Source organism: Candidatus Accumulibacter propinquus, from assembly GCF_056856495.1.
Window position 1 is genome coordinate 1,640,177 of record NZ_JBSEHC010000003.1, and the last position, 13,882, is coordinate 1,654,058.

Below are 13,882 nucleotides of genomic sequence, written 5' to 3' on the forward strand. Positions count from 1 at the left end.
TCATTTGCTCCCGAACCAGACGCCGGCGATCGCCAGGTCGTCTCCCAACAGATGACCGCCGCGCCGGAGTGCGGCCAGCGCGCGCAGGCAGCGGCGTTTGACGAAGTGGCCGCGATGGTTCTTGTACGCCAGCAGTTCGGCGGCCGCTTCGGCGGCCGACAGGCAGCCGATCCGCGCCAGCCCGTCGGTGATCACCGCCATCGCCTCGATCTGTTCATCCGCCGGCTGGAAGCGAATCACCGCACCCCTCTCCAGGGCCTCGAAAGAGCGTGTTTCGCTGCTGCTCGCGAGGGTGGTGACGCCGCCGTCGCCGGCGACGAATTCGGTCCGCCGCTGGACCACTGCCGCGTACGGATCGGACAACTGCGCAAGGAAGCGCTCCCGGACCTCGGGGCGGCTGCTGTAGCCGGGGTAATACGGCGCATTGCCGGGCCATTCGATTTCGATCAGCAGGTGCCGGCCATCGGTGTAGCGCAAGGCGATGGCACCGTCGCCAAACAGATAGATGGCCGCTTCCCGTGAAGTGGCGGCAAAGCCGACCAGTGAGGCCAGGTAATCGTCCTCCCTGGGCGAGACGCGAGACGCGCCGAAGGCCGCCAGAAAGTCCTCGGCAAAGGGCGCGTCGAACCATCCGCCTGGCCGGTGCCGATACGGCAGCAGCGCCCGCTCGAAGGCGAAGACAGCGGCCTGGGCGCCGACTTCGGTGTTCGCCGAGGCGCCCGAGCAACCATCGGCGACCGCGCCGACGGCCAGGTCAGCCGTCACCAGACCGGAGCGCGCGTAATCTTGGCAAGCGCCGCCGCTGTTGGCGTGCGGCGTGCCGATGGCAAAAAAGTGATCGACGACCATGTGCTTCTCCTGCTGGGGCGGCGGCTGATTCCCCGCCGCCCGGTCGATGAACGTGACACAGCCCACTCAGAAGGTGAGCGCCTGGCTGGGTCCGCCGCTGCCCAGGCTCTGCGATTGCGAGGCGATGCTGCGCGCGACGAAGTCGGCCAGACGGGCAAGGTTCTGCGCTGTGGCATCGGCGACATCGACGTACTGCGCGAGGCCGGCAGCCTGGCGAAAGCGGTCCAGCGCCCGTCGGCAACTTCGGGCATTGACGCCGACCAGAATGACGTTCAGGGATTCGAGCCATTCGTTGCCGACGCCGCGGCCGATCTCGCGGGCTACCGTCGCCGGGGTTTGCGCCGAAGCGTTGTCCTCGCCGTCGGTGACGACGACGACCAGACCGTTGGCCGCAAAGTCGTTGTCGGCCAGGGTGTGCGCGTACGCATTGGTGGCCGCGACGGCGGCGAAGGTGGCGTCGTACAGGGCGGTCGTGCCGCTGCAACGTGGCGCGGTGTAACCGGCTGGATCGACGGTGTTGAGTTCGACGAAGCCGTGCACCTCGTCGATGCGCTCGTTGAACTCGACGCTGCGCAGCATCAGATAGTTGGCGCGCGGGCTCTTGCGGCAGGCCGCGACGACCGCGCGCTTGACGGCGAGCAGTTCTGCCTCGCTGCCGGTGACGCTGCCGGTCTTGTCGACGACCAGCGTGACCAGCGTGTACTCGGTGGCGCCGAGCTTTTCCGGGCGCATCCCGGAAAAGGTGAAGTTGGCGACTTGTGCGGTCTGCATCTGGCTGGTGAACAGTTTCATGGCGTTCTCCTGGTGGGATGAAGGGATGGGGGTGTGCGAGACTGGCGCCGCCGCTCAGGCGAGGAAATCGAGGGAGGTGGCCGTTTGCATGCCGCGTGTGCGCATGTCGGCGACGAAGTCGTTGCCGAGTGTTTCGAAGCCGGGCACCGGGCTGGAGCAATCGGTCAGCAGCAGCAGCTTGCGCACGTTGTCCTCGCCAAAGTTGTCGGCGATGTCGCGCACCGTGTTGGCTACGCAGTGCGAAAGGGCTTCGCCGGCGATGACGATCAGGTCGGCCTCGCGCAGCGTTTCGATCAGACGACCGTTGAGCATCGTCGATGGATCGCTGGCGTCGGGAACTTCGGCCTGGACCGCGGAATAGTGCTCGGTCATCGGATTCGAACCCTTGGTCACGAAGTCCACCAGGTCGAGCCTGGCTCTTGCCCAGCGGTCGAGGGCGGCCTTCACCGCCGCATGGACGTTGTGGCCCCAGGAGCCGATCAGGCAGTGTTCGGGCCAGACGACCAGCAGATAGCGGCCGCTGTCTTCCAGCGCCTCGACGTAGCGCAGGCTGTGCGCCTGTGCCAGCGGGTTGCGGGCGCGCCAGACCCCGCCCCGAACGTCGCTGGCACTGATGACGGTGAACGCTGCCGGGGCATTGCCCTGTTCGTCGCTCCACCAGGTCGGGTGCGCGATATCGACCGGGTTGTGCGAGTCGAGCGTGACGTGGATGTCGTAGAGCTTGCGGCCGACCCGGTCGATGAACGCAGCCAGACGCTTCATGTCGGCGTCGGCGCTGGTAACCGGCAGCGCTGGCCGGACCAGCGGCCGCGCGTTTGCCTGGTTCGCAGACTGCGGGTCGACGGGCAATTCCGCCTCCGGTATGTCGCAGAAGTCGTTCTGCGGATCGATGGCCAGCAAGTGAATTCTTTGCGTGTTGCGCATGGTGATTTCCTCCTCGGACAACCGGGGCCGCCTGCCCCGTTCGGGTGCCACCTGACTTAGTGACGAAATAACTATAAGTTAGTACGTGGCAATTTGCAACTATATGTTTTGCGATTCGGGAACGCGCTCCGGGATCCCCTTGAGGTACGGGGAACCCGGGCAGCGAGACACACCCGCGCCGGCGTCCCTTGAGGAAACCCGGACTTAGAGGTAAGGTGACACCAAGAGGCTTTGCGTGGAGTGGGGCATGGATCAGAAAATCATCGTCACCGTCGACGTCGTGCTGTTGACGCTTGTCGGCGAGCGCCTGGAAGTGTTGCTGTCACGGCGGGAGCGCGAGCCCTTTGCCGAACAGTGGGCCTTGCCCGGCGGCTATGTGCACGCCGTCGAGGATGCCGACAGCCTGGCTGCGGCTCGCCGGGTCCTTCGGGAAAAGGCCAGCCTGACCTCGCCGTACCTCGAGCAGTTGTATACCTTCTCGGGTGCCACCCGAGACCCGCGCGGCTGGTCGGCGAGCATCGCCTACTACGCCCTGGTCAGCGCGGACACGCTTCGACCGGCTAGTCCGGCGCCGTTCGAGCTGTGGCCGGTCGACGATCTGCCGCGGCTGTGTTTCGACCACGCACGTATCGTCGACTGCGCGCTCGAACGCCTGCGCAGCAAGTCGGCCTACTCATCGCTGCCGTGTTATCTGTTGCCATCCGCGTTCACCCTGACCGAGTTGCAGCAAACCTACGAACACGTGTTGGGGCAAAAGCTCGACAAAAGTGCTTTCCGCCGCAAGCTCGCCGACTTCGATTTTCTCGAAGTGGTCAAGGACGCGCAGCGTACCGGCAGCCACCGTCCGGCCCAGCTCTACCGAATTCGCGAAGAGAAGAACCTGATGCTCTTCGACCGGACGATCTAGGTTTCCAGCGCAACCCTCCCAGCAGGAGCTATTGAATGGCGCCGGCCTGTTCGTCGGCCAGGGCATTGCCGGAGTCTTCCAGTTGCTGCAGCGCCCACATTTGCGCGTAGCTGCCGCCGGCATCGAGTAGCTGCGGGTGGGAGCCGCGCTCGATGATGCGGCCGGCGTTCATGACCAGAATCTCGTCGGCATTCATGATCGTTGACAGACGGTGCGCGATGATCAGCGTTGTGCGGCCGCGTGCCGCGCTGTCGAGGCTGGCCTGGATGGCCTTTTCGGTCTTTGAATCGAGAGCCGAGGTCGCTTCGTCAAAGATCAGGAATGGCGGGTTCTTCAGCAGGGCGCGGGCGATAGCGACGCGTTGTTTCTCGCCCCCCGAGAGCTTGAGGCCGCGTTCGCCGACGCGGGTTTCGTAGCCGTCGGGAAGCCGCTCGATGAATCCGGCCAGTTGCGCACTTTCGGCGGCGGCGAGCACCTGCTCGCTGCTGGCCTCCGGCTGGCCGTAGAGGATGTTGTAGTAGATCGTGTCATTGAACAGCACCGTATCCTGGGGAACGATGCCGATCGCCGCGCGCAGGCTGCTTTGCGTCAGTTGGCGCAGATCCTTGCCGTTGATCAGGATCTGCCCCCGATTGATGTCGTAGAAGCGATAGAGCAGGCGCGCCAGGGTCGATTTTCCCGATCCCGACTCGCCGACGACGGCGAGCGTACGCCCGGTGGGAAGTTCGAAATCGACGCCGTGCAGGATCTGCCGGTTCGGCTCATAGCTGAAGTCCACGGCGGCAAAGCGGATGTGCACCGCGCCAGGCGCCAGCGGCGCGGCGTCCACCGCGTCGGCGATTTCCCGATTGACCGCCAGCAGGTCGAACATGCGTTCGATATCCGCCAGGGACTGGCGAATCTCGCGATAGACGACGCCGAGGAAGTTGAGCGGCATGTACAACTGAATCAGGAAGGCATTGACCAGTACCAGATCGCCGATGGTCATGGTGCCAGCGACGACGCCATCCGCGGCTCGCCACATCATCACCGTGACGCCCAGCGCAATGATGATCTGCTGGCCGAGATTGAGCCACGAGAGCGAGACCTGGCTGCGGGTGGCCGCGTCCTCCCAGTGCTGCATCTGCTGGTCGTAGCGCCTGGCTTCGAATTCCTCGTTGTTGAAATACTTGACTGTTTCGTAGTTCAGCAGGCTGTCGATGGCGCGGGTATTGGCGGCGGAATCGGTGTCATTGACCTTGCGCCGGATGGCGATTCGCCAGTTGCTGACCTTGATCGTAAACACCACATAAGCACTCAGCGACGCCAGGGTGATGAGCACGAAGGAACTATCGTAGCGGGCAAAGAGGATGCCCAGCACCAGGCTGATCTCGACCAGGGTCGGCAGGATCGAATACAGGGTGTAGCTGATCAGGCTTGAGATCGAGCGGCTGCCGCGTTCGATGTCGCGAGAGACGCCGCCGGTCTGGCGTTGCAGGTGAAAGCGGAGCGAGAGCGCGTGCAGGTGGCGAAATACCTCGAGCGCAATGCGCCGTACCGCGCGCTGGGTGACGCGGGCGAAGAGGATTTCGCGCAGTTCGGTAAACAAGGCCGTCGAAAAGCGCAGCGCCCCGTAGAGCAAAAGCAGCAAGGCGGGCAGGGCGAGCGTCTGCGGCGTGCCGCTCAGGCCGTCGATCATTTCCTTGAACACCAGCGGCACGGCCACGTTGGCCAGTTTGGCGCTGAACAGACAGCTCAGGGCCAGGAATACTCGCCACTTGTATTGCCACAGGTACGGCAGCAGTTTGTGCAGGGTAGGCCAGAGAGGGCTGTCGGCCGTCGTCGGTCGATCGGCGGCAGGGGAAGGGGAGGTGGCGCGACGCATGGGGCTGGCTTGTCGATGGAGTTGCTGAGCCCCGGAGTATGCCTTGTTGGCGAGTCGAGGCTCAATAGCGATGCCGAAAGACGCAAAAAAGCCTTGCATTACAGGGGTTCTGGCCGTACCATTAAAACGAACGTTTGAACGAACCGCGGAGGCGATCTGTTGCCGTACGCCGCGGCTTTCCCTGGGCCCGTGATCTCATGACCGATCAGAAAACCACTCTCGATACCCGCGAACGCATTCTCGACGTCGCCGAACGCCTGTTCATGGAAAACGGTTACGAGGGGACTTCGATGCGGGTGATCACCGGCGCCGCGGAAGTCAACCTGGCGGCGGTCAATTACCATTTCGGGTCGAAGGAAGCGTTGCTGCGCGAGGTGTTCCGGCGGCGCCTGGCCTGGCTCAATCACCAGCGCCTGGAGGCCCTCGACCGACTCGAGGAACACGCCGCCGGCGCGCCGCTGAAGCCGTCGCAGATTCTCGAAGCCTTTTTTGGAACCCTGTTGCGCATGGGCGAAGACCCGGCGCTGGGCGGCATGACCTTCCTGCGCCTGCTCGGCCGCACCCTGACCGAGCCGGCCGAGTTCATCCGCACGTTCTTCGCCGGTGAGTATGCGCAAGTCATCGATCGCTACAAGCTCGCGCTGTTCCGGGCCTTGCCGGATGTTCCGAAAGCGGAGATCGTCTGGCGCCTGCATTTCATGCTCGGCGCCATGTCCTACGCGATTGCCGGCACCGATGTGCTGCAGGTGGTCACCGGCTGTGAAGTCGGCGATCTGGCCGGCGAAGGGGCGGACGCCGATCCCAGCGACACGCTGCTGGCCCGACGCCTCGCGCAGCGGCTGATGCCTTTCCTGCTCGGCGGCTTGCGGGCGCCGTTGCCGCAGTTCCATGAATTGCCTGTAACCACAACCGACACAAGAGCAAGAGCCGTTCCCCAAGACGGCCTCAGACCTTAGAACTGAGCCCTGAAACCGAAGAACCATGATAGGAGAAGCAGCAATGATCACAACGATCATCTCGACACTCATCGGCATCACGCTGTTGAGCCTGGCCGTGCTGTTCGGCGTTCGTCCCTTGCGACGGGCGCTGGTCAGCCGGCCGATTTTTCGTACCTACAAGCGGATCCTGCCGCAGATGTCGGAAACCGAGCGGGTGGCCCTCGAGGCCGGCACGGTGTGGTGGGACGGCGAACTGTTCCGCGGCAACCCCGACTGGAGCAAGCTGCTCGCCTATCCGGTGCCGAAGCTGACCGCCGAGGAACAGTCCTTCATGGACAACGAGGTCGAGCAGGCCTGTGCGCTGGTCGATGACTGGCAGGTGACCACCGAGTTGCACGATCTGTCGCCGCAGGCCTGGCAGTACATCAAGGAGCACGGCTTCCTGGGAATGATCATCCCGAAGAAATACGGCGGTCTCGAGTTCTCGGCCTACGCGCACTCGCAGATCGTCACCAAGTTGTCTACGCGTTGCTCGGCGTTGTCGGTGTCGGTGATGGTGCCCAATTCGCTGGGTCCGGCCGAACTGCTGTTGCACTATGGTACTGACGCGCAGAAGAACCACTACCTGCCGCGTCTGGCGAAGGGTATCGAGATTCCGGCGTTTGCGCTGACCAGTCCGTGGGCTGGTTCCGACGCCGGTTCGATTCCCGACGTAGGCATCGTCTGCAAGGGCATGTGGCAGGGCAAGGAAGTGCTGGGCATGCGTGTGACCTGGGACAAGCGTTACATCACGCTGGGCCCGGTGTGCACCATCCTCGGTCTGGCTTTCCATTTGTATGACCCGGATGGGCTGCTCGGTGGCAGGAAGCACGTCGGGATCACCTGCGCGCTGGTGCCGCGCGACACCCCCGGTGCGGAAATCGGCCGTCGGCACTTCCCGCTCAACGCGATGTTCATGAATGGCCCGACGCGCGGCAAGGACGTGTTCATGCCCCTCGATTACGTGATCGGTGGGCCGGCGATGGTCGGCCAGGGTTGGCGGATGTTGATGGAGTGTCTGGCGGCTGGCCGCTCGATCTCGCTGCCGTCGTCGAATACCGGCATGGCCCAACTGACCGCGCGCACTGTCGGCGCCTACGCACGCGTCCGTAGCCAGTTCAAGATGGCGATCGGACGCTTCGAAGGCGTTGAAGAGCCGCTGACCCGTATTGGAGCCTACACCTACATGATGGACGCCGTGCGCAAGATGACCGCCGGCGCCATCGACCTCGGCGAGAAGCCGTCGGTGGTTTCGGCGATAGCCAAGTACCATGTCACCGAGCGCGCCCGTCAGGTGGTCAATGACGGCATGGATATCGTCGGTGGCAAGGGCATCTGCCTCGGCCCCTCCAACTTCATTGGCCGGGCCTATCAGCAGTTGCCGATCGGGATCACCGTCGAAGGCGCGAACATCCTCACGCGCAGCATGATCCTGTTTGGTCAGGGCGCCATCCGTTGCCATCCGTATGTGCTGAAGGAGATGAAAGCGGCCTTCAACCCGGATCCTCGGCAGGGGTTGCAGGATTTCGACATGGCCTTGTTCGGCCACCTGTTGTTCACCATCCGACATGCCTTCGGCGCCCTGGGGAAAGGCCTGACCGGCTCGCATTTCGTGAACGTGCCGGCCAACGTGGCCCCGGAAACGCGGCGCTACTACCAGCAACTGACGCGCTTCGCGTCGGCCTTCGCCTTTCTCTCCGACATCTCGATGCTCGTTCTGGGCGGTGAGCTGAAGCGTCGCGAGAAGCTCTCGGCGCGCCTCGGCGACATCCTGTCGATGCTCTACCTGTGCTCGGCCACGCTCAAGCGCTACGAGTCGGAGGGGCGTCAGCAGGCCGATGCGCCGTTGCTGCACTGGGCGATCTGGGATGCCATGTACAAGGCGCAAATGGCTTTCGACGGGGTGATTGCCAACTTCCCGGTGCGCTGGATCGGGCGCATGCTTTACCGTCTCGTTTTTCCGCTCGGCCACCCTTACGACGTGCCCTCGGACCGGATCGGCCATCAGGTCGCCAAGCTGCTGATCGAACCGTCAGCTTCGCGCGATCGGCTGACCGCAGAAGCCTACGTGCCGAAGGTCGAGAGCGAAGCGGTCGGCGCACTCGAACTGGCGCTGGCGGCGACCATCGCGGCAGAGCCGATCGAGGCCAAGATTCGTGCCGCGGAAAAGAGCGGCGTGCTGGCCGACAATCCCGAGGCCAACGTCCGCGACCTGGCGCATGCGGCGTTTGCCGCTGGCATCGTCACCCCGGCCGAGTACACCGTGCTCAAACGGCGCAATGAGCTGCGCGACAAGGTCATTCACGTCGACGATTTTCCGCATGATCTGGGGCGCAACCAGCAGCAACCGCTGGTGCACAAGGCCGCAGCCTAGGGCCTCGCCCGGCGGGAGGCACGGCAGCTTGTCACGCCGTGCCTCCGGCGTGTCGGCGAGCAGGCGTCGCCGGCGCGACCCTAACACGAAGGAGAGCAAGTGGGATTCCAGCCCGTATACGTCGTGGACGGCGCGAGAACGCCGTTCCTCAAGGGGCGCAATGCGCCAGGGCCTTTCGCAGCGAGTGATCTGGCGGTACAGGCCGGACGCGCCCTGTTGATTCGCCAGCCGTTTGCCGCGAGCGACCTCGATGAGGTCATTCTCGGTTGTGCCAGTCCCTCTCCCGACGAGATCAATATCGGGCGGGTGGTGGCCTTGCGCCTGGGTTGCGGCCACCAGGTGCCCGCCTGGACGGTGATGCGCAACTGCGCCAGCGGCATGCAGGCCATCGACTCGGCGATGGCCAACATCCACAACGGGCGTGCGCAACTGGTCCTGGCGGGCGGCGTCGATGCCCTGTCACATGCGCCGCTGCTCTATTCCGAGGTGATGGTGCGCTGGTTTGCCCGGATGATGCAGGCGAAAACCATCGGCCAGAAGATTGCCACTTTCGCCAGGCTGCGTCCATCGCCACTGCTGTCGCCGGTGATCGGCCTGCTCAAGGGGCTGACCGATCCGGTGATTGGTCTGCTGATGGGGCAGACCGCGGAAAACCTCGCCTGGCGCTTCGGCATCTCGCGGCAGCAGATGGATCAATACAGCGTGCGCAGCCACCAGCGCGCCGTCGCGGCGCGCGCTGCCGGGCACCTCGACGAGATCGTGCCGCTGGTCGATGGCACCGGCCAGGTCCATGACCGCGACGACGGCGTGCGCAGCGATTCGGGCATGGACGGCCTGGCCCGGCTGAAGCCCTTCTTCGACCGCAAGTATGGTCGCGTGACCCCGGGCAACAGTTCACAGATCACCGACGGCGCGGCGTGGCTGCTGCTGGCCTCCGAGGCGGCGGTCGAAAAATGGCATTTGCAGCCGCTCGGCAGGATCACCGACAGCCAGTGGGCCGGCCTCGATCCGGCGGCGATGGGCCTCGGCCCGGTGCATGCGGCGACGCCGATCCTGCAGCGTCAGCAGTTCGCGCTCAATGACATCGATCTGTGGGAAATCAACGAAGCTTTCGCCGCGCAGGTTCTGGCCTGCGTTGCGGCCTGGGAATCCGACGCCTACTGCCGCGACGCCCTCGGCTTGCCAGGCGCACTCGGCTCGCTCGCGCCGGATCGGCTCAACGTGGACGGTGGCGCGATTGCCCTCGGGCACCCGGTCGGGGCTTCGGGCGCGCGCATTGTCCTGCATCTGCTGCATGCCTTGCGCGCGGCCAGGGCCAGGCGGGGCATCGCGGCGATCTGCATCGGCGGTGGTCAGGGTGGCGCCATGCTCGTGGAAACGATCGCCTGACGCAGTGGCCACACGGAGGACAAAGGATGGATAGCAAGGGCAATGCGTATACAACATGCCAGCACTGGCGGCTCGACGTCGATGCCGAAGGGTTGACGTGGGTGACGCTGGACAAACGCAATGAATCGACCAATTCGCTTTCCAGCGCGGTGATGGACGAACTCGCAGTGCTGCTCGACGGCTTCGACCGCCACCCGCCGCAAGGCGTGATTTTTCGCTCCGGGAAGGCCGCTGGTTTCATTGCCGGCGCAGACATCCAGGAGTTCACCCAGCTCGACACGCCCGCGAAAGGCATCGAGCTGGTGACGCGCGGCTGGCAGCTTTTCGCGCGTCTGGCCAGTGTCCCGTATCCGACGCTGGCGCTGGTGCGCGGCCATTGCCTTGGCGGCGGACTCGAACTGGCATTGGCCTGTCGTTATCTGCTGGCGGTCGATGAGCCGGCGACGCGGATGGGTTTGCCCGAGGTCATGCTGGGCATCGTTCCCGGCTGGGGCGGCATGCTGCGGCTGCCTGAGCGGATCGGCCCGCAGGCGGCACTGGACATGATGCTGACCGGCAAGACGGTCGATGCCAGGAAGGCTCGGCGCCTCGGCCTCGCCGACGAGTGCGTGCCGCCGCGCGTCATGGACCAGGCGGCAGCCATGCTGGTGCTCTCCAATCAGCCGCGCCGCCGGCCACCGCTGCTGCAGCGGCTGCTCAACGGCCCGTTCAAGGCCCTGGTGGCGCGTACGGCGAGAAAGCAGGTGGCCAGGCGCGCACGCGCCGAGCATTATCCGGCGCCGTACGCGATCATCGACATCTGGGCGCGCCACCACGGCAATGCGCTGGCGGCGCCGCAACTGATCGACAGCATCGTGCGCTCGCCAACGGCACGCAACCTCGTGCGCGTGTTCTTCATGCAGGAGCGCCTGAAGAGCCTCGGCAAGGGAGGCACGTTCCAGGCGAAACGGGTGCACGTCGTCGGCGCCGGAGTGATGGGCGGCGATATCGCCGCCTGGTGCGCCCAGCGTGGGCTGACCGTCACCTTGCAGGACCAGGGGATGGAGCGCATCGCGCCGGCGCTGCAACGCGCCTATGCGGCCTGGGGCAAGCGCATCCGGGACGCGCGTGAGTTGCGCAACGTCATGGACCGGCTGATTCCGGATCCCGACGGCCATGGCGCCCGGCAAGCCGACGTGGTGATCGAGGCGATCTTCGAGAACCTTGAAGCCAAGCACGCGCTCCTCCAGGACCTGGAGGCGAAGATCAGGAGCGATGCCGTGCTGGCCACCAACACCTCCAGCCTGCGGATCGAAGATCTGCGCAGCCCGCTCGCCCGTCCGGAGCGCCTGATCGGGATTCACTTCTTCAACCCGGTGGCGCGGATGCCACTGGTCGAAGTGGTTGCCGCCGAGGGCAGCGACCCCGAAGTCGTGCAACGCGGGATCGCCTTTGTCAGGCAGATCGATCGCCTGCCGCTGCCGGTCAGGAGTGCCCCCGGCTTTCTGGTGAACGCCGTTCTCGGCCCGTATATGCTCGAAGCGATGCGTGCCGTCGATGAAGGGCTGACGCCGGCGACAGTGGACGAAGCGATGCTCGCTTTCGGCATGCCGATGGGGCCCATCGAACTGATCGACATGGTCGGCCTGGATGTGGCGGTGGCCGCCGGCAAGAGCCTGGCCGGTGCCGGTGCCGGTGCGGAGCCGCCGCGCTGCCTGCTTGAGCACTTCAACGCCGGCTACCTTGGCAAGAAGTCGGGCCGGGGTTTCTATGAGTATCGTGCCGGCCGGCCGGTCAAAGGCCCGGTCGGGACGGTTCCCGCCGGTCTCGCCGAGCGTCTCGTCAGGCCGCTGCTCGAGCGTAGCCGGCAACTGGTGAACGAGGGGGTGGTGGCCGACGCCGATCTGGCCGATGCCGGGGTGATCTTCGGCACCGGTTTTGCGCCGTTCACCGGCGGACCGCTGAACTATCTGAGGAGCCGGCATGCCTGACAGCATCACCCGCTTGCCGGACAGACAACCGATCCTGCGCGTGATGCCGATGCCCGCCGACGTCAATCCGCAGGGCGACGTCTTCGGGGGATGGATCATGGCCCAGGTCGACGTGGCCGGCGCGATTCCGGCGATGCAGCGTGCGCGTGGTCGCGTGACCACGGTGGCGGTGAATTCCTTCCTCTTCAAGCAGCCGGTGTCGGTCGGCGACGTCGTGAGTTTCTTTGCCGAGGTTGTCGATACCGGGCGGACGTCGATCAAGGTCAGAGTCGAGGTCTACGCCGAACGCCACCCGGCCCAGCCGATCATCGTGAAGGTCACCGAAGCCGTACTGACTTATGTTGCAATTAACCAACATGGAGCAAAACGAGAGCTGCAAAACGACCAATAACTGAAGATTTTTATGGACAGTGGTCGTAGGATGGTCCGGCGAAACGCATTTGACACGTGGCGAAAAAGCTACGACGAGATCACATCCATGGGGGAGTTGAACATGCCAACACAAATTTCGATGAAGATTATTCCGGCCGTGCTGCTGGCGGCGTTGTCGGGGACGGCGGCGGCTTCGGGTTTTCAGTTGCTGGAGCAGGGCAGCGGTCTGGGCAATGCCTATGCCGGTTCGGCCGCCAAGGCCAGCGATGCCAGTACGATTTTCTGGAACCCGGCGGGGATGACCCAATTGCAGGCGCGTGAAGTCTCCGGCGGTCTGACCGCCGTGCGCCCCAGCTTCAAGTTCGACGACAACGGTTCGCAGGTTGGACCGACCTTCGGGCGCGCGAATGATGGCAATGATGCGGGAGGCTGGGCATACATTCCGAATGGCTATGTCTCCTGGGCGCTCAACAAGGATTTCTACGTTGGTCTGGGAATTGGTGGACCTTTCGGCAACGCAACCAAGTACCACAAGCCGTGGATCGGCAGTGCGCAGTCCGACGAGTTCGACATCAAGACGATCAACATCAACCCCTCGATTGCCTTTCGGGTGAATGAGATGGTCTCGCTAGGCGCGGGCGTGAGTTGGCAGAAGATCGAGGCTGACTATTATCGACAAGTGGGAATATTGGGTAATCTGCCGCGCGTGGAGTCGCACATGAGCATCAGTGACGACGCCTGGGGCTGGAACCTCGGTGCGCTGTTCACGCTCTCGCCGACGACCAAGGTGGGCGTATCCTATCGCTCGGCCATCCAGTATCACACTGACGGCAAGGTCAAGCTGAGTGGTGATGGAACCCCGGCGGGCGATGTAACCGCCAACAACCTGGGCAATGCCGGTGGCCAGAGCGACGTGAAGGCCGATCTCAAGGTGCCGGATACCTTCATCGTCAGCGTGACGCAGAAACTCAGCGATCGCTGGGAGATGCTGGGAGACGTTTCATGGACGGGCTGGAGTTCGATCAAGAACGTTGACATCATTCGTACCGACGGACTGTTGGTCGGGCAGACCGCGCAGGTCCTGGAGGCCGATTTCAAGGATACCTACCGCGTCGCCTTGGGCGCCAACTATGCCTATTCGGATGCCCTCAAGTTCATGTTCGGCCTGGCCTACGATCAGACCCCGGTCAAGAAGGCGTCTACCCGTCTGACTTCCTTGCCGGATAACGATCGGACCTGGTTTACCCTCGGTGCGCAATGGAAGCCGGCCAGGGAACAAACCCTCGAACTCGGTGCCGCTTACCTGTACATCCCCAAGACCAAGATCAACCAGGACGAGACCAGCACGAATCCGCTCACGAATCGTGGCACCGTCATTGGCGACTACAACTCGAGCGTCTGGATTTTCGGTGCCCAATACTCGCTGGCCTTCTAGACGCACCGAGCAGTTTGCAAATATAAAGC

General features: G+C 64.1%; 11 protein-coding genes. 7 read left to right on the top strand and 4 right to left on the bottom strand.

Annotated features, from left to right (window positions below; all coding sequences use genetic code 11):
* The 3 genes from AC15MQ_RS13375 to AC15MQ_RS13385 all read right to left on the bottom strand — a co-directional run bounded on the left by AC15MQ_RS13375 (window position 1) and on the right by AC15MQ_RS13385 (window position 2,565).
* The gene (locus AC15MQ_RS13375) at window positions 1–849 is read right to left on the bottom strand and encodes a protein phosphatase 2C domain-containing protein (protein WP_483080362.1); all 849 of its coding nucleotides are present in this window, start codon (window positions 847–849) and stop codon (window positions 1–3) included.
* A 66-nt stretch (window positions 850–915) separates the two neighbouring features.
* Complete coding sequence (locus AC15MQ_RS13380) at window positions 916–1,641, bottom strand: vWA domain-containing protein (protein WP_332336761.1); 726 nt, start codon at window positions 1,639–1,641, stop codon at window positions 916–918.
* Window positions 1,642–1,695: 54 nt separating this feature from the next.
* On the bottom strand, window positions 1,696–2,565 hold the full coding sequence (locus tag AC15MQ_RS13385; RefSeq protein WP_483080363.1) for a cysteine hydrolase family protein: 870 nt from the start codon (window positions 2,563–2,565) through the stop codon (window positions 1,696–1,698).
* Window positions 2,566–2,812: 247 nt separating this feature from the next.
* On the opposite strand from AC15MQ_RS13385, the gene AC15MQ_RS13390 reads away from it, so the two are divergent.
* A complete protein-coding gene (locus tag AC15MQ_RS13390) occupies window positions 2,813–3,472 on the top strand; it encodes an NUDIX hydrolase (protein WP_483080364.1) in 660 nt (219 codons plus the stop codon).
* A gap of 28 nt (window positions 3,473–3,500) precedes the next feature.
* Here AC15MQ_RS13390 and AC15MQ_RS13395 read toward each other — a convergent pair whose 3' ends face one another.
* The gene (locus tag AC15MQ_RS13395) at window positions 3,501–5,336 is read right to left on the bottom strand and encodes an ABCB family ABC transporter ATP-binding protein/permease (RefSeq protein WP_483080365.1); all 1,836 of its coding nucleotides are present in this window, start codon (window positions 5,334–5,336) and stop codon (window positions 3,501–3,503) included.
* Window positions 5,337–5,533: 197 nt separating this feature from the next.
* On the opposite strand from AC15MQ_RS13395, the gene AC15MQ_RS13400 reads away from it, so the two are divergent.
* The 6 genes from AC15MQ_RS13400 (at window position 5,534) to AC15MQ_RS13425 (ending at window position 13,853) form a co-directional block, all read left to right on the top strand.
* Complete coding sequence (locus tag AC15MQ_RS13400) at window positions 5,534–6,292, top strand: TetR/AcrR family transcriptional regulator (protein WP_287670138.1); 759 nt, start codon at window positions 5,534–5,536, stop codon at window positions 6,290–6,292.
* 43 nt (window positions 6,293–6,335) lie between these two features.
* Complete coding sequence (locus AC15MQ_RS13405) at window positions 6,336–8,687, top strand: acyl-CoA dehydrogenase (protein WP_287652014.1); 2,352 nt, start codon at window positions 6,336–6,338, stop codon at window positions 8,685–8,687.
* Between the two features lie 99 nt (window positions 8,688–8,786).
* Window positions 8,787–10,076 (top strand): acetyl-CoA C-acetyltransferase, encoded by a 1,290-nt coding sequence (locus tag AC15MQ_RS13410; protein WP_483080366.1) that lies wholly within the window; start codon window positions 8,787–8,789, stop codon window positions 10,074–10,076.
* Window positions 10,077–10,102: 26 nt separating this feature from the next.
* Window positions 10,103–12,046 (top strand): 3-hydroxyacyl-CoA dehydrogenase NAD-binding domain-containing protein, encoded by a 1,944-nt coding sequence (locus AC15MQ_RS13415; protein WP_483080367.1) that lies wholly within the window; start codon window positions 10,103–10,105, stop codon window positions 12,044–12,046.
* Window positions 12,039–12,437 (top strand): acyl-CoA thioesterase, encoded by a 399-nt coding sequence (locus tag AC15MQ_RS13420; RefSeq protein ID WP_483080368.1) that lies wholly within the window; start codon window positions 12,039–12,041, stop codon window positions 12,435–12,437. Before AC15MQ_RS13415 ends, AC15MQ_RS13420 begins: the two co-directional genes overlap by 8 nt.
* Before the next feature lie 102 nt (window positions 12,438–12,539).
* Entirely contained in the window at window positions 12,540–13,853 is a 1,314-nt protein-coding gene (locus AC15MQ_RS13425; protein ID WP_483080369.1) for an OmpP1/FadL family transporter, read from the top strand.
* Window positions 13,854–13,882 lie beyond the last annotated feature (29 nt).